Raw genomic sequence first — 21,864 nt, forward strand, 5'->3', positions numbered from 1 at the left:
ACGAAGCGGGAGAGAGAAGATACCTTTTATCATTAGGGCGGTTTCAATCGCCGTGTCGGTGTATTGAAACCCTCGACCTCTCTTGCCGTGATGGGTCATACATTTCCAGGCTTTCACCGCTGAATCGTCAATCCAAAAAGTAACCCCGCCACGCTGACAGAGTGCTTGGTTGTATGCTCTCCAGTTCGTGATTTTAGCTTTCGACTTACCCATTTTTGTATCCCAACAATCATTCTCAAAAGATCAGATCGTAAGGATGGAAAAAGGTTCAATCGATTTGGGCAACAACGCCCCTTCGTGTTTAAAACCCGCTTTAGCATATGCTCTGATAGCACCTTTGTTAAGAACACTTGCGGTTAATTGCACTCGATGTAAACCTAGAGTTTGAATAGCATAGTGAGTGACTAACTTGGTCACCAGAGTTCCTATTCCCTGCCCCCAGAATTCCTTGTTACCAATCAGAATGAAGTATTCTCCGCTTCGATTTAATGTACTAATCGAGGAAATACCGGAATAGCCAATCAACTGATCATTTTCTTTAGAGCAAATACCGAATGAAACATTATTGTTATCTGAATTAATCGTCAAAAGCCATGTCGTAATATCAGATCTTGATTGTGGGTATGCATACGAGGAGAGACTGTGTATTGTCACTTTTCGATCGCAAGACCAAGCATAAAACTGCTCGCAATCACTCAATTCTAGTGAACGTAAATAATAATTTTCTTCTTCCAACTGCATGACTTTTCCTAGTTATGGCTGCATATCGGTTGTCCGTCGAGAGCGGCTGCTATACAACCGCATTTAGATAGAGCGGCAAAGCAAATTTCAGCTAATATCGGGAGGAAACTTACTAACAGCTCGAGCGTTGAACTGTTAGTAAGAGGTAAGCTTCTGAGCCTACTCAATCGTTGTTTTAACGCTCGATTATGACCCTTTTACTGAAGTTAAAGAAACGATGAGTCATTCATTTTGTGGCATCAGTGGAATAGCCCACTAAAAATGACAAATCTAAGAGTAATCTCTGTCATGTGGATTGATACGATGTGATTAGAGTTCTTCACGGGCTATGCTTAAAGTATTGGTTACCTATCGAGCTTATCAAGTAATGATTATTGGACTTTCTTCTATTGTTAATAACCATTTTAAGGCGTGCTCTAGAAGCGTTTTTTCCTTGTTGATAGCAGCGCTGTTTTTCACGATGCCCACTATCACACAGGCAAAAACTCTCAAGATATCCACGGTTGAGTTAGTCCCTGTCGGCTTTAAAAACGAACATAACCAGCCATCAGGCCTTTTGTATGATATTGCCAATGCCATCGCCGATAATGCCCAACTCCCTTACGTCAATACCTTAAAACCCTACCCAAGAATTTTACTTGAACTCGAATCAGGGACTGCAGACATTTCGATGCTCTATCCCAATAAGCGGCTCAAAGGAAAAGTAGTCAACATCGCCAAAATATTTACTGATAGTAATGTGATTGTCGCGAGACCGGAATTCACGATTCGCTCACTCACCGATCTTCACGGGAAAAAAGTCGCGACGATAAGAAACGCACACTACTCAAGCGAATTTGATTCTGACGTAAACATCACTAAAGTGAGCGTAAATAACTACAATCAAGGTATTCGTCTGCTACTTCACGGCAGAGTCGACGCTATCATCGGCGCATTAGGCAGCATCTCATATGAACTAAAAACTATGGACACAAAATGGGACGCCTTTGGTCAACCATATGTGTTGAATACCAAAACTGTATGGATGCAAATGTCTTCAAAAAACTACGACCGAAAATTAGTGGATAAACTCATATCGTCAATTAATACTCTCAAGCAGCAAGGTGTGCTCAAAGAAATTATTGTCAAGTACACTGGCGAAACTCTTATTTATTATTGAAGGTGATTCCTACGGCGCTGCGAAAAAACGCCAATTCCTCCATGAAACTGCTCAACCAGTTCAAGGCCTCTCGCTGGAAAAATCAGCACTAGATTACTGCCCACGCATTCATGAGCTTATTCAAATCATTTAATGTTATTCATCGGTACTTACTAAGAATTTTATCGTATTGGTTTGCACTCCCGTCGCCTGGAGTTAATTTCACTTTATCAAGCCCTTGCTGTAACTGCTCGACAAGGCTCTGGTCAATATGTTTGTTCAGCGCATAATAAAGCTCGCCTTGCTCCAGTGTATAAACGGATTCAAACACTTGATGATCGATTCCTACCGTCGACGCCCAATACTTCGCTGGGCTTTCTCCATAAGCAATCAAATCAATGCGTTTTTTATAGAGTAATTTTATTAGTGTTACAGCATCGGCGGCTTCATGTAATGAATTCCTAGGCGTTCCCATATCGAGCATGAGCTGCTCGCCTATGTCATCCCTGATCACACCAATTTTATAATTTGCTAAGTCTTGAACACCAGCGACTTTGATATGTGTGTCTTTGCGAGCCAGTAAAACGACTTTAAATGGTTGTATCGGGCCAACCCAGTGAAAAAGGTGTTCGCGATGCTTGGTACGCATAGCTGAAAATATGACGGCATTAGGTTCCGACAATGCCTTTTGATAGGCCTTATCCCAAGCAAGGACAGTAATTTGAGAGGCCTTTATCTTATCTCCAGCGTTTTCAGATGCCGCCAGTAAAAGATCAACCGCAATACCAGTCACTTTCCCTTTGGCTTCATAATTTTGAGGCGGGCCGACTTCGGTATAAAACTCAAGATCCGTTATCCCCCCACTCACAACATAAGGGCTGGCCAAGAGACTAATAACCGCCGCTACCCATGAATTGAATAACTGTTTAACTCCATCACACATGACAATCCCAACCGAAGGCTAGTTAAGCTTTAAGTGTAGTCAATAGGTGCTCATCGAAGGTAAAAATGGGGGCATTAACATGACGGTTCCGAATGTGGCCAGTAAATGCGGGCTAACTCTCTATCCTAGTGTTTTAAAAGAAATGAGAGGCAATACCGATGACGAGAACGGACTTTATTATTAAAGCGATAGAGAAGAAACACCTATCTGAACTGTCCGGCAAGAACAATAATCTATTTCGTAATGCTCGTTGGACAATCGCAAAGTCTAAGCCCGGCTACCCTTGCCGTGTGTCGCTAAAGGAAGCTGAAATCGGTGAAAGCATTTTAGTCGTCACTTATAAATATCATGATGTAGATTCACCATATCAGGCATCTGGACCTATTTTTATTCGAGAAAATGCTGAAACGGCTAAGTTGAAAACTAACGAGATACCAGAGATATTGGCAGAAAGATTGTTATCAGTAAGAGCATACAATCTCAATAGCGAGATGATTGCTGCGGAAACAACTCAGGGCTTAGGACTTCGTCGGATTATCCAAAAACAGTTCTTAAACAGTGAAGCTGAATATCTACAAGTTCACAATGCAAATCCCGGATGCTTCAGTTGTAATATATTTCGCGTCTAGGAAGTATTCTAAACAACGGAAGTGCCTAGCTAACATAAACAAGTTATGACAAAGGCAGCCGAAGCTGCCTTTAAGTATTGAGTGAAGGTCGCACACGCTTATCGAGTTGAGTATTTCATCCATGCGGCTTCTTTTTTCGAGATCACCGTTTTACCAATTGGGGCTAGTGAAATGATGGCCAGTTTTAGGTGCTGGAGCGCGAATGGGATACCGATAATCGTAACAAAACACGCCACCGCTGAGACCAAATGGCCAAGTGCTAACCATAAGCCTGCGAACAAAAACCAAATCACGTTACCGATAAAACCGAGCGTCCCTGTTCCGATATCTTGTTCTCTGAACACATGGTTGCGTGGCACGGCTTCATAGCCAAATGGGAAGAAAGAAAAACGTCCCATGACGAAACACGCACGCCCCCATGGAATGCCAATAATGCTGATAAACGCCAATAAGCCGAACGCCCACCAGAGTAAACCCATCGCTGCGCCGCCAAGCAAAAACCAAAGAATATTACCAATTGTTCTCATCACTGTACCTAATCTCAACTCTACTAATGCTTATATAGTCGTCTGGCTTTCCAGCGACACCCATAAAACGATTTCTTGGGTTACCTATATTGCTTGACTCTCACTGCGCCTGCGTAAGATTCATGTCATTTATCTTTCTATGTAATAGAAAGCTCGACCTTTACTTTATAAGAGACGGGTTAACCTAAGATGAATGTACATTAACCTTATCATGACAAACCTTCAATTAATGCGGTCAGACCGCTAATTAAACACAGACTTAACGCGCCTATTCGAATTTTATCTTTAGGCAAAGCGTGAGTTGTTTTTTGCGCCAGCCAATAACCAAGCCAAGACGCCGGAATCAGTGGAATGCTAATCCATACGTGATGCCAAGTGAAATAACCGAATGGGATTTGGACCAACAAAGACATCACCGAGCTAAAGACAAAAAAAGCAGAAAGGTTGCCTCGTAATTGGCTCGCCTCTTGATGCTGAAGCAGCAGCGCCATTGGCGGCCCACCTATGCCAGAACTTGTACCGAAAAAACCAGAGAAAAAGCCCGCAATGCCCATCCGCATCGGCGTAGGCTCAAGACGAAATGGCAATAGACTCATCACCACCGCCAACAAAACGAGTACACCGAGCCAAAGTGACAAGACCTTAGTCGAAACAAGTACCAGTAGCGCACCTCCTGCAATGGAGCCGGGAACACGTCCAATCAATGCGGTCTTTAAGCCACCGATAGAAATGTTTGAACGATATTTCATTGCATTAAGAATCGACACAAATAACGCCACCAATACAATAGGGGCAGGCACATAACTCGGAGAAATTAGAAATAGTAAAGGCGCTGAGACAATCGCCAACCCGAAGCCAATCGCAGTTTGTACGTAGGCTCCAAGAAAAATAAGCAACATTGCGATCAGCGCTGAAGAAGTGAACCATTCAGACACAATAAACACCCTAAATCGAGAATATACCGTCACTCAGACTTTACTTGAGGTGCTAGAGCGAGCAGCGGTAACAACAGATATAAGCTGTTAACAATACCCAAGTTGCAAAAAATTATACAGAGATTATTGGCGGTTAATTCAGAAATGCTTGGAAAGGGCTCACCATGTACGGTAAGCCAGATTGTTGGGAGTCTCATCTCTAAAAGTTAAGATACACTGCTGATCAAACAAATCACACAATATATCTGACTCAGATAAACCAAGCGCATTTAAAACGCGATAGTATTCGCTCAGTGTCATCGCTTGTGCGCCACGTTCAATTCTTTGCAAATGTATCAGGTGAACACCCACTTTATCGGCGACCTGTTGCTGAGTCACGCCAGCAACAATCCTTCGCCTACGCAGTAAACCTACAATTATATTCTGAATCATGCTTCCCTCCATTCAGCTTCTGTTGTGATAGGAAAGAGCAGGATTCATACCAAAAACATCGGTTGGGTAAGCCAGTTAAAAGTCAGCAACTTACGATTCACACCTGATTGTACAATCGTATCTCACTTCATTTTGCAACGAAGCTGTTGCAAAATGCAAAGATCACTTTAGGGGCGGTCACACAACCACGCAGCGCCACGAATGCCACTGCTATCACCGTATTTCGCAGGGCGAATGTTGAGCTCAACCACATCGGAAAAAATATAGGCTGGCATTGCTTTTGGCAGGTCACCGTAGAGCTCACTGACATTGGACAAGCCTCCCCCCAATACGATAACGTCTGGGTCGAGGACATTAACAATCACCGCAAGGCTACGCGCCATCTGATCAACCAATAACTTATACGCCGCCTGCGCCGCTGCTTCACCGTCACGATATCTTGCCATTACATCCTGTGCGGAAACCGATTGCTCGTAGAATTGGCTCCCCGTTTGACCAAAACCAGTGCCAGAAATAAAGGTTTCTATGCAGTTTTTCCGCCCGCAATAACAATCACGAGATGGCCCATCGACTTCTTCGGAGAAATTAGGCAAGGGATTATGCCCCCACTCGCCTGCCAATGCATTCGCCCCTACGATCAGCTGTTTATTGAACACGAAACCACCACCGCAGCCAGTTCCAATAATAACGCCAAACACAACGCATCCGTCTTTGCCCGCGCCATCTACCGCTTCCGACAGCGCAAAACAATTGGCATCGTTAGCGATATGCACCGTACGGTTCAAACTTTGCTCTAAATCCGCTTTTAAATCGTTGCCATTGAGAAAAGTACTGTTGGCATTCTTTATTAGGCCCGTTGCTGGGCTAATAGCACCGGGGAGCCCCATGCCGACTTGCTCAATGCGACCAAACTCTTGCTCACATTCAGCTACCAGAGAAACCACTTGTTCGACAAAATCGGTGTAATTACGAAGGGTCGCGACGCGCTGCTTTTTCAGCTCCCGCCCCGTATTGTCCATCACACAAACTTCTATTTTGGTGCCACCAATATCGAATCCAATCAACATATATACTTTCTCCAAACCATGAGACTAATTATGCGCTCTAGCCACTCTACCTTCGCAGTTCATTGTATAAGAAGCGGTACACGCAGGAATAAACACTGATTGACCTTTTTCTACACGTAACTGCTCACCACGTTCATCTTCTAACATGAGTGGCTCATCCAATGGCAATAAGATCTCAGCACTGACAACCTCTACCTGACGATCATCTGACGCTAGCAATAACGTAAATTTGAAATCATCAACAGAAATTGGATAAGACAAGCTGCCGTCGTGCTCCTTAGGGATCAGCTTGAGTGAATCAGGCGACGTGGCTTCAAACCGAGTACAACGTACCAATTCCCCAACATCCATATGCTTCGGAGTTAATCCCGCTCGTAACACATTGTCAGAGTTAGCCATGATTTCCAAGCCTGTTCCTTTAATGTATGCGTGAGGAGTGCGGGCGCTCAAAAACATCGCTTCACCAGGCTGTAAAGTAAGCACATTCAACATCAAAGGGGCGAACAAACCAATATCATTTGGGTATTGCTCAGACAACGACAACACGAGCTGCATTAGCTCATCATCTGCTTGCTGCGTGGCATAGGTAATCAGCTCAGACACAGCGGTGCACTTTACATCCTCTGGCAAAGAAAGCATGGATGTAAAAAACGTTTCCAACTGAGAGGACGTTGGCTGTGTAGACAGTGCCGTAACCAAAGGGGCAATCGAAGGTAGCTGCATGGCTTGGAATTGAGCCACGATTTGTTCAAATGGACGAAAGCCGTTCATCGCTTGATAGGGCGTTAACGCATACACAAGCTCAGGCTTATGATTGGCATCTTTATAATTACGTTCTTTAGCATGTAACGGCACGCCCGTGTTTTCTTCCGCAGAAAAGCCGACCTCAGCTTCTTGCTTATTTGGGTGAACTTGAATCGATAATGCCTTTTCAGCGGCCAACACTTTGAACAAGTATGGTAACTCACCAAAATGCTCTGCTGTTGAATGAGAGAGACAGGCCACTTTATCTTGCTCAATCAACTGTGACAAAGGGATAAGCTGCTCGTTCCATTCAACCTGTGAACAGCCGTTTGGGTGCGCTCCCATCCAAAGTTCCGCTTGAGGTTGTTGCTCAACGTTTTCAATACCAAACAGTTTGGTCATGGAGGTTGTACTGCCCCACGCATAATCTTGAATCACGTTACGCATTAAAAAGAAACTGGCTTGTGGCATAGTCAACATCTAGGGTTACCTTTAAATAAAAATCTCCCGATCACGGTCGGGAGTACAACAAAACTGCTTGCGCTTGCGGGTAAAGTGCAATCAGGATAAATAGCTGGAGTTTAACAGGTTCCAATTCCAGCTGTTGTATAAAATATTAGGACGCCGAGTTCGGCGTCCACAAAAACTGTAACTTAGGCCGTCGCTAACGCTACTTTCTGCTGGCGAAACTTCTTGAGAGTGACACACACAAGCGCAGTCACTATCGCACCAGACAACATGCAAAGGAGAGCTAGTTCAGGTTTATTCATTGCGCCTAGTAGTGCGACTACAGGGCCACCATGGGCAACACTATCGGTAATGCCAAAGGAAAATGCCATCACTGCCGCCACCATAGAGCCAATCATATTGGCAGGAATCACAGATAGAGGGTCTTGGGCGGCAAATGGAATTGCACCTTCAGAAATGCCTACTAAACCCATCGCGCCAGCGGCTTTACCCGCTTCAATTTCTGCCGCTTCAAAGATGTCCAGTTTGCGTCCAATGATTGTAGCAATCGCCATACCAAGCGGAGCAACTGGAATCGCACACGCCATCGCACCCATAAATTGAGTTTGACCACTCGCAATCATGCCAACTGAGAATAGGAAAGCGACTTTATTGAACGGACCACCCATATCGAAACCAGCCATACCACCCAATACGATACCTAGCAGCACAACATTACCTGTGCTCAAACCGGTCAACATATGATTTAAGTGGTCCATCAAGCTTGCGATTGGAGCGCCAATGCCGAAGATAAATAACGCAGCGATAAACAGCGTACCGGTGATCGGGGCAATCATGATCGGGACAAGTGGCTGAAGGAATTTATGGTAGTTAATGCTCGTTACCCATTTCACAAAGTAACCAACTAATAGACCTGCGACAATTGCACCGATAAAGCCCGTACCCGCGTGAGCGTGATAAAAAGAGCCCGTGTTCGCAATCCAACCACCAATCAAGCCTGGTGCAAGGGCAGGACGGTCGGCAATTGCGTATGCTATGTAACCCGCAAGAATTGGGATCATTAACTGGAACGCCACCACGCCGACATTCAGCACTTGGTTCCACGTGCTCCCATCGGGGATCTTCATTCCTTGTGGTGTCGGGTGCCCACCAATCGCGAGCGATAGTGCGATAAGCAAACCGCCTGTCACAACGAACGGAATCATATGCGACACACCGTTCATTAAATATTTATACAAATCAGAGCGCGCTGAACTTGTTCTTTCTTGATCAGAATTATCGGAACCACCGGATGAGGCTTTGTAAGGCCCAGCGTTAAGGGCATTATTGATGACACCTTTAGCATCCTTAATCGGTGCCTTTACTCCTGTCACGATGACTTTTTTTCCGGCAAAGCGATCCATATCGACTTGTTTGTCACAAGCCACCACAATCGCGTCGGCAGAATTGATTTCAGCCGCGGTCGGGCTGTTCTTGACGCCGATTGAGCCGTTGGTTTCTACTTTAATTTTGTAGCCTAGCTCTGCCGCGCCTTTCTCAAGAGATTCTGCCGCAAGATAAGTGTGTGCAACACCTGCCGGGCACCCTGTTACACCAATGATAAAACCTTTATTGGCTTCTTTCGTGTTCGTCTCTTCAGGACCTTTTTGCAACAACAGTTGCAACGCATCTTGTGCATTGCTGGCCGCAAGAAATCGCTCAATGAAGCCATCTTCAATCAATTTAGAAGAGAGTTCAGCCAACACTTCTACGTGGTGATTCGCGCCCCCATCAGGAGAAGCAATCATAAAAAACAGTTTCGACGGTTGGCCATCTTCAGCGCCGTAATCGATGCCTTGTTTACTTACCCCAATGACAACCGCAGGCTCAATGACCGCCGCGCTCTTCGCGTGAGGTAAAGCCACACCATCTTCAAACCCTGTATTGCCAAGTTCTTCACGGGCCTTAACATCGGCCAAAAACTGGGCTTTATCGCTAATGCGTCCCTGATTGTGTAATACATCAATCAGCTCATTAAACACTGCTTCTTTTGACGAGGCTTTAAGATCAAGTTTGATCAGATTCTCGTTGATTAAGTTGGTGATCATCGGCTCCACCTTTTTATTGGGAAATTGATTTCAGCTAGTTATCAAACCCAAGCATTTTGGCCGAAGACCGATCATCGAAACAGTGCAGTAAACATGCATTTACTGGATTATTGTAACATCATACTGTAAACGTGATCTTAGTCTTACTTTTTTAAAGATGAGAAAAAAGTTAAATACTCGAAAATTACCATATAAAATCAATAAGTTAAAAGAAGATTGACGTAATATAGATATCAATAACAGTTTTGACTATCAATTAATAAAATTTAAAATTGGATTAGAGTATCAATAGGTAACTAGAATCCCGTTCAATGGAAACATTCAAAAACGTCATCGACATTCTCCTCACCGAAAGAAATAGATTTAATCGAATTTGGTATGGGGGAGATAATTGCGAGCCGCCACCGTTCAGCTATCAAGTAAACTTCCCGCGTTTAGAGCTTGTCCTCAGTGGGACTTACGTCAACGAGGTAGAAGATCAAGACGGTGAAATTGCCACGGTAAAGGTGCTCACCGGCGACGCACTGTATGTGCCACCAAACTGTTGGAATAAACCCCATTGGGAGGAGTCTTGCTCAGTGGTCAGCCTATTGTTTGGCCGCCGCCAATTGGGGCTGAGTTTAGTGAGTAAGCAAAAGGGGCAAGAAGGATTTATTGATGTACAGAAATACAGCATTCAGACTCGAACGGGTCATGCGATAGACCATATATTAGATGCCATTAATGCACTATCGCGTGAAGTTCAAAGGCACCCCGTTGATGAGTGCTTATTATTAGCTTTGTTGAACTACTGCAACAATATGTTGGGTGATTCAGTTCACCCTACCCGCAACCGTGGTGAAGACTTATATCAAGGTATTTGTATCTATATTCAAGAAAATTTTCATCGCAATATCTCACGCAGTAATATAGCAAGCCGCTTCAATATTTCACCCAATCACTTATCACGAATGTTCCGGCAACAAGGGCATATGACCCTCGCCGATTACATTACCTGGGTGAGAATAGACAGAGCGAAGTTTATGCTTAAACGCTATGAATTTCGCTTAGCTGAAGTGGCCACTCGGTGTGGCTTCCAAGATGTAAACTACTTCTTCCGAGTGTTCAAAACTCGAACTGGGTGTACGCCAAGTGAATATCGAACGAGAGTAAGCTAAAGACGCCGGTCTGAATTCTATGCCGAACTACAGCACTGGCCAGAATCGTTATGGAAACGCTTTCTATTACTTGAAGAAATTCATGGATGACGCAGTTATTATCTGAAATCAGGCAAGCAATAGAAAGGTCCTGATTTCAGACAACACCCAAAAATAGGGTTATTCTTTTTCCAATACGTTATCTATCAGCGTTTTGGTCACGTTGTAAGAAGCGATAAACGAAGACATAGGTAAATACTCATATTTTGAATGAAAATTATGAGCACCAGTAAAATAGTTTGGCGTAACCAGTCCCATTGCCGATAACGCTGAACCGTCGGTGCCTCCACGCATCGCTAACGTTTTCGGCGTAATAGAAAGCTGAGCAAACGCATGATAAATTGCATCGACCGCTGGATGGCTGCGATCTGCACTATTCGCGATATTGGAATAAGTGTCGCTCATTTCCAGCTTAATATCCGCCGACGGATACTTAATACTCATCTGCTCAATCACCGACTCTATCTGCACTTTTTTGTCTTGGTACTTCGCTAAATCGTGATCACGAATGGCAATATCAAGCTTCGCCTGAGCAGCATTCGAAATGATGTCCGTAAACCAAATATAACCCTCTCGACCTTCGGTATGTTCAGGTGTCTGCATTGGGTCAAACTGATTAATAATGTCATTTGCAATCAAGATTGGATTGACCAAGACTCCTTTCGCAGACATTGGGTGAGCAGTTACCCCTTTAATATGCACACAAGCATGTCCAGCATTGAAGGTTTCATACACCACTTCACCAATCTCACAGCAATCTAATGTATACGCGTAATCTGGAGAAAATCGTTCAAGATCCATCAGTTTCGCCCCTCTTAAGCCGATCTCTTCATCAGGTAGAAACGCGAAGTAAAGATCGCCATGCTCGATATCACCTTTAGCAATATTCTCAGCAATGGTCATCATAGTGGCGATCGCGGCTTTATCATCGGCACCTAACACACTGGTGCCATCGGAGATAAAGATGTCATCACCCAAGTAGTTTTCAATTTCGGGATTGGTTTGCTTATCGAAAAGAATCCCTAGCGCCTCATTCATCACAATCTCTTGGCCGCTATAATGAATTTTCTGTGCCTTCACTTGCGAGTTCAAGCCAACATCGACGGTATCAAGGTGTGCTAGAAAACCAATCGCAGCTTTTGCAGGATGATTACCGACAATTTTAGTCGTGACAATGCCATTTTCATCGAGCAAGGTGTCTTCAAAACCCAGAGATAATAACTCATCACAGAGAAGCCTAGCCAACTCCCATTGCCCTTCCGTTGAAGGCACTTTTTTCACACTTGCATCACTTTGCGTATCGATAGCCACATAGCGCAAAAATCGACTCTCTAACTGTTTCGCGATCATCTTAAATCCTTATTACATATTGGGTGAAAATGTATAGCCTGAATCAAAACCTAGGGGGATATCGAATCCCCAGAATATAAAGAGTGTGGCAGTTAAAACCAACAATAAGCCAATGCTGTACGGCACCATCATCCCCACCAACGTCCCTACCCCAGTGTTCTTCACGTAACGCTGGCAATACATGATAATCAGGGGATAGAAGGCAAACATTGGCGTAGATACATTAATCGCTGAATCTGAGATTCTAAATGCTGCCTGAGTCAGCTCAGGGGAAAGGCCGACCGCCATCAGCATAGGGACAAAAATGGGCGCAAGAATGGCCCATTTTGATGAGGCTGACGTAATGACAAAGTTCAATACGGCGGTTAAAATGATGATGCCCGTGACCGTTAACTGCGCAGGCATAGCAAGAGATTTCAAGAATTCAGCCCCAGAAACAGCGATTAACGTGCCAAGGTTCGACATTTTAAAAGCGTATAAAAACTGAGCTGAGAAGAAAGCAAAAACAATAAAGCCGATTAGCGTAGTGACGACTTTCTCCATCGATTTGGTGACATCATTGGAATTTTTGAAAACGCCGACGGAATAACCATAAACTAAACCAGGCAGAGAGAATACGACCAGCAGCAATGGAACGATCGCTTGCATCATAGGTGCTTTGGGCGAAGTAAGAGTCCCATCTGGGGCCCGCAGAATGGAATGCTCAGGGAAGGCCAGAAGAACAACTAATGCCGCAAATACAAGCACAGAAAAAGTGGCTTTTTTAAATGCTTTTGTCTCTGCTTCACTCATTTCGCTATTGATATCATTGGTATCAACATCACAATCGACTGGCCACATTTGATTAAGCCTCGGCTCGACAAATTTATCGGTCACGAACCAGCACATAAGTAACACGCCGACCGTGCCGCCAAGGCTAACAAAATAGTTGCAAAGCACATTAACATTATACGTTGGGTCGATAATTCTCGCGGCGTCTTGAGTAAATGACTGCATGATGGGATCAATAATCGATGGCGTAAAACTGGCGGTAAAACCACCAGCTAAACCTGCAAACGAAGCTGCAATACCCGCCAATGGATGACGGCCGGATACATAGAAAACCATCGCAGAGACCGGCATTAAAATAACATATGCACTATCTGACACAACGTGTGACAAAATACCAATCAAAACAATAGAAGGTGTTAAAAATCGTAATGACGTTAGCTTAAGTAGCTTTTTAATCAATACATTGACATAGCCTGCACCTTCCGCAATACCAATCCCTAGCGTCGCAACAATTGTCATCCCAAGAGGAGGATAATTAACGAAATTTTTCACCATTGAAAGAATAAACGCAATCAATCTCTGTGGTTCAAACATATTATTAATTTGAATCGGCTCTTTAGTCAAAGGGTGAAGATAGTCAAAATGGATAAAAGAAAGGCCGAGGCTTAAAAACATGCATATGATTAATGCATACACAAAAAGCATAGTAATATTAGGCAAGGCATTACCTAACCTTTCAACTGCGACAATAAACCCTGTATTATTCGATTGCTGTACTGCTATATTATTCATTCGCTTCCCTGTTAAATGAAAAATAAAAACACTACTTCCAAAGGAATAAACATTCAATTATTGTGATATATAATAATAGAGACTGTGAACAAAATCATGTAAATAAGAAATCTTGCTCATTATTTTATCTTTTAACCGACCCGCCACAACAAATCCAAGATTGACTTCAGCCATATTTAAAGGTTGTTTTTCATACAAATCATATCACCTAAGTCCTGTATTCTACTTATTAATACAGATTATGGATGATAGTGGCACATAACGTGAGTCGCGATTATTTTAACGAGATAATCGTCGTTGACTATTAATAGTTTTTGGTTATCTTCGATTAATAACCAACGCGTTAGCCGAGTGCAAGCTAATAGCATTTCTCTATCATGAACTGAGGGGAGTAAGAGGGTTAATATAAGGTGAGGGGATGCTCGGTGCTCTGCCCACTTTAACGAGTGTCGGACTCTGTGCACGACTAAAGTCAGCCTATCAATATTAGGGTTCATCACATGTGGCAGGGCAAGCCGTTTACCTATTGACGTCGAAGATATGGCTTCTCGCGCCAAGAGGGCATCTAATACTGAAGATTGATCGGCTGGTAGGCACTCAGCCGCTTGCCGGAGCAGTCCCTCTTTACGTAAGCCGCGAGTTTGATACGTTGAAAAAAATCCCCAGCGAACAGGTACATTGAGCGTGAGCGGCGATCTTTTAAACAAAGCACTTTCATCTCGCCTTTTTTTGCTATGAGTGGTGGAGATCAAGTAATGATTTTCTGAGAAGTATTCACTTAAGACCATGCAAGCAAGCTCGGCATCCAAACCTTCAATGACCACCTGACAGAGGTCATCAACACAGTTTTTCAAGCTTAGTATTTGTAAGCTATTTTCAAGATTGGCCTGCTTTCCTTGGCTAATGTTCGTCAGCACAATCACCGAACGGAACATCCCAGACAAGGCTTTCAATTCATTCAGCTGCCATCCTGGCACCCCTTGTGAACCGATGCAAAACGTAATCCGGCTAGCAATCATGCCAATTGGCAGCGCGCTAATACTGCGCCGACATTCGTCAGCACATCTTCTATCGACACTTGCATCACTTTGCATGAAGAGAAACGCTCTCTTTGCTCGATCTCAACATCCGATGCAATCAAAACCAAATCACTTTGTGCGATATCATGTGCACTCAGCGCATTCTCTATTCCCATTGCGCCTTGGGTCTCTACTTTTACGCACATTTGTTGCTTTTGTGCTTCCTTTTTCAGCGCATCGGCTGCCATATATGTGTGTGCGATACCCGTTGGGCAAGCTGTCACCGCGATAATTTTCATATGATTTTTGGTAAACTGACATTAAGTAGCGGCATTCTATACCCAGAAAATGCCAGATGCATTGTCCAATTTCAATTCCAATGCATCCGGGTGCCAAAAACGACGAAAGCTCCACAGAATCACACTCTGTAAAGCTTTCTAAGTAAGATTAGTAAGAGAATTAAAGCAAAAATCTATGCTGAGCTTCATCAAAGCGGAGCTTGTCCAGTAGCTCGGCAACCGTTTCATTACTTAAATCATCGAACAATAGTCCATATTTCCAATACTGGCTTGAACGCTTTTTGTTTTTGATGACGCCTTGCACCACTGGGCTATTATCCGAGAGGATCTGTAATTCCACCGCATCACCCACTTTATATTCTTGTGCGGTGCGGCTGGCGACGATTTGACATCCACTGGCGGAAATATCACGCACCTCACATAAGTGCTTGCGTTCTGTCGGATCTAAAATACCTTCCAGACAAATTTCTAATCGTGCTTCTGAGCGCAAGCCATAGTCAACTTGAGTTGCACTGGGTAAAGATACAATCACAATGCTATTGAGCCCAGCTTGAATCACATACTCAATTTTACTTTTAAAATAGATCCTTGCCCCTTCACCCTTCTGTGAAATTGCGCAAGCTTTGATAGGGAAACCGCGCTGGAAAAACACCGCAAACTCTTGTGGAGTGACCACTGGGCTTTCAATCAACACCAAATTATTGGAGTGCATCCCAATGTATTTCGAACGGCAGCGCAGCACCTTTCCGGTAGGCGTGCTGATGTTATAGGCCAATTCACTCATCGGAGCTACTTGAATAAATGCATCTTCTCCACTGAGAACATTACTCTCATTAAGCACCTCTTTGTCAGTCGTATCGCGGGTCTGATTACCGCTCCCTGATTGGGGTGTAGCTTGGCTATTAGCTAACTGAGTCATTCTAGCCATCCTTAGTTAGTTATTGATTTTTTTTAGTTTTAATATTTCGTTACCCAACACATGATTTGAAGGCTAACGAAAAATCATCGCCCTAGTGTTTTTCGGCTAAAAATAAACGCAGTCCGGCACTAAACACGATGTCGGTAGAATTATCCATATTATAGATGTTTTCTGTAGCAGAGAGCTCAAATTGTGCGAAGTTCTGCAAATAGTATCGGTACCCTAGTACAACTTCCTGAGATGCTTTAGAAAGTTCACTATCATCTTCCAACGTCCCCTCATAACCGTGGTATTCCAGCATTAGCTCATGATTATCAAATATCTTATAACCATAGCCTAGCGCCCAAGCACCAGTGAAGCGCTTAGTCGGTAATTGCCCGAATACATCGTCATTGGTTGAACGAATCGTCCCGCCCAATGTGGAAAAGATGACACTTCTCTCTCTTATGTAGGAATAATTAACCTGGATTCCTTGCTCAAAGCTTGATGCCGCAAACGCCGAATCGTTAACTTTGTTGTAATACAAACTGCCACCAAGCGCCAAAGCATGCGCACCAATATCGAGTACCTGCCATTGCAAATAACCATGAACGGCACTCAGCATCGTATCGTTTTCAAAATCATTGATATGCAGGTTATAAGTATTGCTGTCGATATTATATTGGTTGTTACCTTCTTCTAGCCGACCATTTTGCTCTAAGCCAACCCAATCGTGAAAATCCACTGTGATTGGATCTAAGTGGTTATTGCCCGCCCAAGAATATTGATACTGCACCTCAGCGCTCAATCGATCTGCTATTTGCCACTGGATCCCTGTTAGCACTTGGTTTTGATAGTAATCCAATTCCAGTTCGGCACTACGCGCCCAAACACTCGCGGCGCTCGCAACCATAAACACTTCCGTTTGTTTAACCGTCTCAGCGGAGCGTAACTGGGTAGTGAGCGACAAAGCTTGCATCGGAGAAGCAGGATAGGTTCGAAATGGAGAAGAGTGGGCACGATCTTCAGGACAAGATATATCACCTTGGCTCTCATCACACTTTACCCCTATATCCGCCCATAAAGTACTTGGGGTAAGAAATAACGTCCATGTAGCATATCGACACAAAACTTGAATACTCGTCCTTGAAGCCATCCGTCAACCTTCACATCTATGAGCAAAAACACAACTATGCGCAAAAACTCTCTACTTCCCATATTCTTAGAGTGTAGGTCGGACTTCTGCGATAACTCCAAAAAATCAATTGCCCCACCAGCTTCAACTGTGATTCGTAACTCAAATCAATATATTTTTCGCTTTTTTCATCAAACCATTCGCGACTGCTGATATGCAAGCAAGGTACTCCGCAAGACAAACGAAGTCAGTCACTAGTGCTGACTGACTTAGGTAAGACGCTATTGGAGAAAACGGCAGAACCCGAAATGGTCATCGCCCAAAGAATGGTTGAAGGGATGGATGAAGATGAAATCAAAGTTATGGCTAAATTAATGTCGAAAGTGGCGGATAATTTTGCATAACCAATGAAAACTGGAGCCAGAGGAGGGCCTTAAACATGTCAACAACTTTACCACGAAGCTCTCAGCCTGATACCCAAAAGATCGACATGAAACAGTGTGTGCTAATCGCTCACAAAGTAGACTTTCGCTATATTATTAATGGTCGACCCATACTTTATATTTCTTGGAGATACGTTCCAAAGTGCCATCTTTTTGCATCTCGATTAACGTTTGGTTCAGCTTCTCATAATAGATTTTATCCAATGAGCTCCCTTTGCGTACCGAGATCATTAGATGGGTGTTTCTCTTGGTCGGTAATTCTCCATATTCTACAAATTGATCGGACAAACGATCCGAGTTGCCTAGAACCGTGTACTGAGGGGTAACAATAAACTGGACTCTTCCTTTTATTAGCATGGCTAGCAGCTGATCATCAGAATTTGCCAACGCAACATCTAGCCGATTTTCAGCCACGGCTTTGGTATACGCATCGGTGATATGAAACCCTCGACGAACACCCACTTTTTTCCCGTAAATATCCATGATGGAATTCACTGGGAAATAACTGCCTTTATAGCCATAGACAATAAACCGCATGGTAAAAATAGGCTGATGCAAATAGTGAGCATACTGCGCTCGTTCATCGCTGTAGTTAAAAGGCCCAGCCAAGTTATATTTGCCAGATTGAAGATATTGCAGCATGCGCTTGAAAGGAGCAGGATGAACCGCCACTTCCTTCCCTAATCGACGACCAATCTCTTGGTATACATCCACCACTAATCCAATATTTTCCCCATCATGCGGATAGCAAAATGGCACCGTTTTCTCTGGGCAAACTGCGTTTATTGTTTCAGCTGCGCCACTCCAGGAACAAAACAGCAAAGCCCCAAATACTAGCTTGTTTCTCATTACACGATCCCTAAGCAGCACCCTATCACTCGAACAATCCATATCGTGTGACTTTCGCTTAAGATTACTGGTGATGCAGCTCTGTTAGCTGATCAAGACAAGCTTGAAGAGCATCACCATAACTAAAAAAATAATGAATGATACTTTGATCGTTCAGCTCAGTTTCAGCAGCAAACAGCTGCATTTTTCCGGGTAACACTATGGCTTCAAATATACAATGATTATCAGCCATCCAATCTGTATTACGATTATTGGTTTCCCAAGCATCTTGCGATGCCCCCACCCATTCTCGGCAATCTAATAGTAAAACCCACGGTTCTAGCTCGCGTTCTGAAGAGAATGATAAATGCGTTTTAAGATCTTTAAGCCACGCTAAACTCAATTCTTTATTCGTCGATCCAGATACCTTTGAACGAACTAAACGATCCTCAACACTCATTGTCCATTCGCCGTGAATATTTCGCTGGGTCATCATGCTCTACATAACTTAAATTTCCATTACGTCAGTATAGTCAGTAAAGTTGTTCAACTTACGGAATCTGACAGGATCATTAAACGTCTGATGATATCTGTTGAACACTCTCGTTTCACTCAGACACTTTGCATAAGGACAAATACACCCTATGAGCCAATCAAACCATGCATCAAGTGATACCCCTGATAATTATTTTTTAGAAAGTGGCGACAACTACCAAGCAAGGAGGCCAACATATCCAACAGCTTTAATGGATACATTAGTTAAGTATTGCACCCACACTTCTCATGCTCTGGATGTAGGGTGTGGAACCGGACAGCTCTCTGTACTCCTTGCCAACTATTTTGATCACGTGACTGCCACCGACCCGAGCCAAGCGCAGATCTCTAACGCTGTGAAATATGGTTCAATAGACTACAAATGTGAGCCAGCAGAGCAGATCTCATGCTCAAATCAAAGTGTTGACCTAGTCACTGTGGCTCAGGCAGCGCATTGGTTCAACCTTGATGAATTTTATGGTGAGGTAACCCGTGTCATTCGTCCGGGTGGGGTCATTGCTCTTATCACTTACGGCGTACCTAATATAGCGGGCCCAATGGAAGCTCTGTTCAATCAATTTTATTGGCAAGATATACATCAATTTTGGCCACCTGCTAGAGCTCATGTTGAACAAGGCTATAAAAGTCTCGCTTTCCCATTTCATGAATTAGCCACTGATATTCCAGATATTGAGCTGTGGTGGAATTATGAAGAGTTTACGGGTTATATCGACACTTGGTCAGCTGCATCGGAGGCGCGTAGGCTAAATTCGGAAAATATACTAACGAACTTCAAAAGTGAACTATTGAAAATGTGGGGATCCCATGACACTAGGTATAAAGTCAGCTGGCCAGTAGAGACGAGAGTCGGAAAATTGATGTAATTATCATCGAGCCAATCGTTTTTAGAACTATACTCTCAGCACGATAATCTCAATGCACCCTAGATCTCAACAACAAGCACACTCCATAGGCGCTCGCTAGCACCTATTCAATATTAGGAATCAGCACTGCTTTTCTGCAGTTTAAACATGTTCCCCGGCGTTTGACCAAAGTGCTGCTTAAAAGCCACAACAAAAGCGGACAATGAATCATAGCCGCAGTCCATCGCCACTTCTGTCACTGATTTGCCCGCTTCCAACCAAGTGAGCGCTAAAGATAAACGTAGCCGTTGTCGCCATTGCTGAAAGGTAAGCCCGGTTTGTCGCTTAAACAAGCGGCTAACACTGCGGCCAGATAAGCCCACGACACTTCCCAATTGATTGATATCCTGTCCGTTATTTGGATTAGAACGCAACAAACGACAAATTTGTACAACTCTCGGATCGTTTGCCTGAGGAAGTTCCAAAGCAACACTGGGCTGCGCACGTAGCTCATCGAGCAGAATATCAACCAACCTCGCCTCCTTTGAGGCCACTTGGTAATCAACTGGGTTTTGGCAAAATCGGACAATCAATTCTCGGCACAAAGGCGTGACAGTGCAAATAAAAGGAGACGTCCATCGTTCGCCGTCTAGCAACAAAGTATCGATGTATAAGCTGCGCATCTCTGCTGCAACGTGAGAGCTAACTTTATGCTCAACGTTCGCCGGAATCCAAATGCCATAGCTTGGGGGAGAGACATAACTCACCTGTGCAGTATCGACATGCAGCACTCCAAACGAGACATAGCTAAACTGCCCCCAAGTATGCGTGTGCCACTCAGTAATACTGCCCTCGCTCCCCCAGCTCTCCGGCCGAGCGTAGACAGGCTTAGGTAAAGCTTTAATGCGGGGAACAGGCCGAATTTGTCCTTTATTCGACATAAACTGTCTTCTTATCGGTTGTGAGATACTCTGGTCAGAGTAACCTATACCCAAGTTCGAACCAACTGTAGGATCTCTAATGCGCATCATCAAAACACTGCAAAAAGAATGGTTTTTAGCCGGTATGGTTTTGGCGATTGTATTCGCCACTCTCATTCCTGATGTCGGAAAAAATAACGGAACCTTACACCTCAATACGTTAACCAGTTTAGGCATCGCGCTGATCTTCTTTTTACATGGGATAGGCTTATCGCCCAAAGCAATAAAAAGTGGCATCAGCCACTGGCGCTTACACCTGCTGATTCAATCGATGACCTTTATTCTCTATCCAGTTTTGTGGCTGTTGTTTGGTCATGGGCTGCTGGCCATCTTCCCCGCAGCATTGGCGTTTGGCTTTTGCTATCTATTCGCTTTACCAAGCACCATTTCCTCCTCTGTTGCGATGACTAGTGTCGCCAAAGGCAATATTTCTGGTGCAATATTTAATGCTTCTCTGTCGAGTATTTTAGGCGTATTTTTAACGCCGCTATTTGTTCAGCTATTTATGGAGACGGGAAATGCGCACGTGGATATTATGGCGACCGTTATGTCTATTGCGAAAATGTTGCTGATTCCAATGATAGTCGGCCAGCTGTGTCGACCACTACTGGTTTCGACCTTAGAGCGCCATAAATCCATCGTCAATAAAATCGACAAACTGGTGATCATCATGATCGTCTTTAATGTGTTCAGCAACTCGGTTGCTCAGCATATTTGGTCAGAATTTACCTTAACGTCGCTGTTTCTCGCCATCGCGGTATGTGCTGTCGTGTTGATATTGGTCTCTAATTTGATTCCTTGGTTAGCAAAACGGTGCCATTTCAATACCGAGGATGAAATTTCTGCGTTATTCTGTGGAACGAAAAAAACGCTCGCGGCAGGTGTGCCGATGGCCAAAGTGATTTTTGCCACTAACCCTCATTTGGGGATGATACTGCTGCCCATCATGCTCTATCACCCGATGCAGATATTTTACTGCGCTATTTTGGCCAACCGATATGCAAGCCGCGCCGCAACCAATGAGTAATCTGTACCAATAACAATA

24 protein-coding genes are annotated in these 21,864 nt (G+C 43.9%); 6 read left to right on the forward strand and 18 right to left on the reverse strand.

Going from position 1 to position 21,864, the window contains the following annotated elements; genetic code table 11:
* Together L4C34_RS17090 and L4C34_RS17095 are read right to left on the reverse strand one after the other, a co-directional pair.
* Positions 1-213 (reverse strand): transposase (locus L4C34_RS17090; RefSeq protein WP_428790549.1); only part of this gene is annotated, 213 nt, incomplete at its 3' end.
* Between the two features lie 30 nt (positions 214-243).
* Positions 244-741 carry a GNAT family N-acetyltransferase gene (locus L4C34_RS17095; RefSeq protein ID WP_428790550.1) on the reverse strand — a complete coding sequence of 166 codons (498 nt, stop codon included), beginning with the start codon at positions 739-741 and terminating at the stop codon, positions 244-246.
* A gap of 460 nt (positions 742-1,201) precedes the next feature.
* On the opposite strand from L4C34_RS17095, the gene L4C34_RS17100 reads away from it, so the two are divergent.
* Positions 1,202-1,900, forward strand: a complete 699-nt coding sequence (locus L4C34_RS17100) for a substrate-binding periplasmic protein (protein ID WP_428790551.1) — start codon at positions 1,202-1,204, stop codon at positions 1,898-1,900.
* 139 nt (positions 1,901-2,039) lie between these two features.
* On the opposite strand, the gene L4C34_RS17105 is transcribed toward L4C34_RS17100, so the two are convergent.
* Positions 2,040-2,822: a substrate-binding periplasmic protein gene (locus tag L4C34_RS17105; RefSeq protein ID WP_428790552.1), complete on the reverse strand. Its 783-nt coding sequence runs from the start codon at positions 2,820-2,822 to the stop codon at positions 2,040-2,042.
* A 158-nt stretch (positions 2,823-2,980) separates the two neighbouring features.
* Between L4C34_RS17105 and L4C34_RS17110 the strand changes: the two genes are divergently transcribed.
* Positions 2,981-3,451, forward strand: a complete 471-nt coding sequence (locus L4C34_RS17110) for a DUF1203 domain-containing protein (RefSeq protein ID WP_428790553.1) — start codon at positions 2,981-2,983, stop codon at positions 3,449-3,451.
* Between the two features lie 98 nt (positions 3,452-3,549).
* On the opposite strand, the gene L4C34_RS17115 is transcribed toward L4C34_RS17110, so the two are convergent.
* The 6 genes from L4C34_RS17115 to L4C34_RS17140 form a co-directional block, all read right to left on the reverse strand.
* Entirely contained in the window at positions 3,550-3,978 is a 429-nt protein-coding gene (locus L4C34_RS17115; RefSeq protein WP_428790554.1) for a YccF domain-containing protein, read from the reverse strand.
* 209 nt (positions 3,979-4,187) lie between these two features.
* Entirely contained in the window at positions 4,188-4,877 is a 690-nt protein-coding gene (locus L4C34_RS17120) for a sulfite exporter TauE/SafE family protein (protein ID WP_428790616.1), read from the reverse strand.
* Between the two features lie 195 nt (positions 4,878-5,072).
* A complete protein-coding gene (locus L4C34_RS17125; RefSeq protein WP_428790555.1) occupies positions 5,073-5,345 on the reverse strand; it encodes a helix-turn-helix domain-containing protein in 273 nt (90 codons plus the stop codon).
* Between the two features lie 167 nt (positions 5,346-5,512).
* On the reverse strand, positions 5,513-6,412 hold the full coding sequence (locus L4C34_RS17130) for an ROK family protein (RefSeq protein WP_428790556.1): 900 nt from the start codon (positions 6,410-6,412) through the stop codon (positions 5,513-5,515).
* Between the two features lie 24 nt (positions 6,413-6,436).
* Entirely contained in the window at positions 6,437-7,636 is a 1,200-nt protein-coding gene (gene manA / locus L4C34_RS17135; protein ID WP_428790557.1) for a mannose-6-phosphate isomerase, class I, read from the reverse strand.
* 173 nt (positions 7,637-7,809) lie between these two features.
* Entirely contained in the window at positions 7,810-9,711 is a 1,902-nt protein-coding gene (locus tag L4C34_RS17140; protein ID WP_428790558.1) for a PTS fructose transporter subunit IIABC, read from the reverse strand.
* A gap of 311 nt (positions 9,712-10,022) precedes the next feature.
* Here L4C34_RS17140 and L4C34_RS17145 point away from each other — a divergent pair, with 311 nt between their 5' ends.
* A complete protein-coding gene (locus L4C34_RS17145) occupies positions 10,023-10,868 on the forward strand; it encodes a helix-turn-helix domain-containing protein (RefSeq protein ID WP_428790559.1) in 846 nt (281 codons plus the stop codon).
* A gap of 159 nt (positions 10,869-11,027) precedes the next feature.
* Here L4C34_RS17145 and pepT read toward each other — a convergent pair whose 3' ends face one another.
* From pepT to L4C34_RS17175, 6 genes are all read right to left on the reverse strand, one after another.
* A complete protein-coding gene (gene pepT / locus L4C34_RS17150) occupies positions 11,028-12,257 on the reverse strand; it encodes a peptidase T (RefSeq protein ID WP_428790560.1) in 1,230 nt (409 codons plus the stop codon).
* Positions 12,258-12,269: 12 nt separating this feature from the next.
* Positions 12,270-13,820: an AbgT family transporter gene (locus L4C34_RS17155; protein ID WP_428790561.1), complete on the reverse strand. Its 1,551-nt coding sequence runs from the start codon at positions 13,818-13,820 to the stop codon at positions 12,270-12,272.
* A 239-nt stretch (positions 13,821-14,059) separates the two neighbouring features.
* Positions 14,060-14,914 carry a PTS sugar transporter subunit IIA gene (locus L4C34_RS17160; RefSeq protein WP_428790562.1) on the reverse strand — a complete coding sequence of 285 codons (855 nt, stop codon included), beginning with the start codon at positions 14,912-14,914 and terminating at the stop codon, positions 14,060-14,062.
* Positions 14,836-15,138, reverse strand: a complete 303-nt coding sequence (locus L4C34_RS17165; RefSeq protein WP_428790563.1) for a PTS fructose transporter subunit IIB — start codon at positions 15,136-15,138, stop codon at positions 14,836-14,838. Before L4C34_RS17165 ends, L4C34_RS17160 begins: the two co-directional genes overlap by 79 nt.
* A gap of 160 nt (positions 15,139-15,298) precedes the next feature.
* The gene (locus tag L4C34_RS17170; protein ID WP_428790564.1) at positions 15,299-16,057 is read right to left on the reverse strand and encodes a PilZ domain-containing protein; all 759 of its coding nucleotides are present in this window, start codon (positions 16,055-16,057) and stop codon (positions 15,299-15,301) included.
* Positions 16,058-16,148: 91 nt separating this feature from the next.
* A complete protein-coding gene (locus L4C34_RS17175; protein WP_428790565.1) occupies positions 16,149-17,192 on the reverse strand; it encodes a DUF3187 family protein in 1,044 nt (347 codons plus the stop codon).
* Positions 17,193-17,428: 236 nt separating this feature from the next.
* Here L4C34_RS17175 and L4C34_RS17180 point away from each other — a divergent pair, with 236 nt between their 5' ends.
* Positions 17,429-17,575: a hypothetical protein gene (locus L4C34_RS17180; RefSeq protein ID WP_428790566.1), complete on the forward strand. Its 147-nt coding sequence runs from the start codon at positions 17,429-17,431 to the stop codon at positions 17,573-17,575.
* Positions 17,576-17,710: 135 nt separating this feature from the next.
* On the opposite strand, the gene L4C34_RS17185 is transcribed toward L4C34_RS17180, so the two are convergent.
* Together L4C34_RS17185 and L4C34_RS17190 are read right to left on the reverse strand one after the other, a co-directional pair.
* Positions 17,711-18,463, reverse strand: a complete 753-nt coding sequence (locus tag L4C34_RS17185) for a substrate-binding periplasmic protein (protein ID WP_428790567.1) — start codon at positions 18,461-18,463, stop codon at positions 17,711-17,713.
* A 64-nt stretch (positions 18,464-18,527) separates the two neighbouring features.
* Complete coding sequence (locus L4C34_RS17190) at positions 18,528-18,938, reverse strand: hypothetical protein (protein WP_428790568.1); 411 nt, start codon at positions 18,936-18,938, stop codon at positions 18,528-18,530.
* 148 nt (positions 18,939-19,086) lie between these two features.
* On the opposite strand from L4C34_RS17190, the gene L4C34_RS17195 reads away from it, so the two are divergent.
* Positions 19,087-19,860, forward strand: coding sequence for a class I SAM-dependent methyltransferase (locus L4C34_RS17195; RefSeq protein WP_428790569.1), 774 nt, complete (start codon positions 19,087-19,089; stop codon positions 19,858-19,860).
* A gap of 113 nt (positions 19,861-19,973) precedes the next feature.
* Here L4C34_RS17195 and L4C34_RS17200 read toward each other — a convergent pair whose 3' ends face one another.
* The gene (locus L4C34_RS17200) at positions 19,974-20,780 is read right to left on the reverse strand and encodes an AraC family transcriptional regulator (RefSeq protein ID WP_428790570.1); all 807 of its coding nucleotides are present in this window, start codon (positions 20,778-20,780) and stop codon (positions 19,974-19,976) included.
* Positions 20,781-20,859: 79 nt separating this feature from the next.
* Between L4C34_RS17200 and L4C34_RS17205 the strand changes: the two genes are divergently transcribed.
* Entirely contained in the window at positions 20,860-21,846 is a 987-nt protein-coding gene (locus L4C34_RS17205) for a bile acid:sodium symporter family protein (protein WP_428790571.1), read from the forward strand.
* The last annotated feature ends 18 nt before the right edge of the window (positions 21,847-21,864 follow it).

Origin of the sequence: Vibrio profundum (assembly GCF_050337555.1) — a bacterium.
Taxonomy (GTDB): Bacteria; Pseudomonadota; Gammaproteobacteria; order Enterobacterales; family Vibrionaceae; genus Vibrio; species Vibrio profundum.

Excerpts from the sequence above, each read along its gene's own strand:
- L4C34_RS17095 (WP_428790550.1), bottom strand. The coding sequence starts at position 741 with ATGCAGTTGGAAGAAGAAAATTATTATTTACGTTCACTAGAATTGAGT.
- L4C34_RS17100 (WP_428790551.1), top strand. The coding sequence starts at position 1,202 with ATGCCCACTATCACACAGGCAAAAACTCTCAAGATATCCACGGTTGAG.
- L4C34_RS17105 (WP_428790552.1), bottom strand. The coding sequence starts at position 2,822 with ATGTGTGATGGAGTTAAACAGTTATTCAATTCATGGGTAGCGGCGGTT.
- L4C34_RS17110 (WP_428790553.1), top strand. The coding sequence starts at position 2,981 with ATGACGAGAACGGACTTTATTATTAAAGCGATAGAGAAGAAACACCTA.
- L4C34_RS17115 (WP_428790554.1), bottom strand. The coding sequence starts at position 3,978 with ATGAGAACAATTGGTAATATTCTTTGGTTTTTGCTTGGCGGCGCAGCG.
- L4C34_RS17120 (WP_428790616.1), bottom strand. The coding sequence starts at position 4,877 with ATGTTGCTTATTTTTCTTGGAGCCTACGTACAAACTGCGATTGGCTTC.
- L4C34_RS17125 (WP_428790555.1), bottom strand. The coding sequence starts at position 5,345 with ATGATTCAGAATATAATTGTAGGTTTACTGCGTAGGCGAAGGATTGTT.
- L4C34_RS17130 (WP_428790556.1), bottom strand. The coding sequence starts at position 6,412 with ATGTTGATTGGATTCGATATTGGTGGCACCAAAATAGAAGTTTGTGTG.
- manA (WP_428790557.1), bottom strand. The coding sequence starts at position 7,636 with ATGTTGACTATGCCACAAGCCAGTTTCTTTTTAATGCGTAACGTGATT.
- L4C34_RS17140 (WP_428790558.1), bottom strand. The coding sequence starts at position 9,711 with ATGATCACCAACTTAATCAACGAGAATCTGATCAAACTTGATCTTAAA.
- L4C34_RS17145 (WP_428790559.1), top strand. The coding sequence starts at position 10,023 with ATGGAAACATTCAAAAACGTCATCGACATTCTCCTCACCGAAAGAAAT.
- pepT (WP_428790560.1), bottom strand. The coding sequence starts at position 12,257 with ATGATCGCGAAACAGTTAGAGAGTCGATTTTTGCGCTATGTGGCTATC.
- L4C34_RS17155 (WP_428790561.1), bottom strand. The coding sequence starts at position 13,820 with ATGAATAATATAGCAGTACAGCAATCGAATAATACAGGGTTTATTGTC.
- L4C34_RS17160 (WP_428790562.1), bottom strand. The coding sequence starts at position 14,914 with ATGCAAAGTGATGCAAGTGTCGATAGAAGATGTGCTGACGAATGTCGG.
- L4C34_RS17165 (WP_428790563.1), bottom strand. The coding sequence starts at position 15,138 with ATGAAAATTATCGCGGTGACAGCTTGCCCAACGGGTATCGCACACACA.
- L4C34_RS17170 (WP_428790564.1), bottom strand. The coding sequence starts at position 16,057 with ATGACTCAGTTAGCTAATAGCCAAGCTACACCCCAATCAGGGAGCGGT.
- L4C34_RS17175 (WP_428790565.1), bottom strand. The coding sequence starts at position 17,192 with ATGGCTTCAAGGACGAGTATTCAAGTTTTGTGTCGATATGCTACATGG.
- L4C34_RS17185 (WP_428790567.1), bottom strand. The coding sequence starts at position 18,463 with ATGAGAAACAAGCTAGTATTTGGGGCTTTGCTGTTTTGTTCCTGGAGT.
- L4C34_RS17190 (WP_428790568.1), bottom strand. The coding sequence starts at position 18,938 with ATGATGACCCAGCGAAATATTCACGGCGAATGGACAATGAGTGTTGAG.
- L4C34_RS17195 (WP_428790569.1), top strand. The coding sequence starts at position 19,087 with ATGAGCCAATCAAACCATGCATCAAGTGATACCCCTGATAATTATTTT.
- L4C34_RS17200 (WP_428790570.1), bottom strand. The coding sequence starts at position 20,780 with ATGTCGAATAAAGGACAAATTCGGCCTGTTCCCCGCATTAAAGCTTTA.
- L4C34_RS17205 (WP_428790571.1), top strand. The coding sequence starts at position 20,860 with ATGCGCATCATCAAAACACTGCAAAAAGAATGGTTTTTAGCCGGTATG.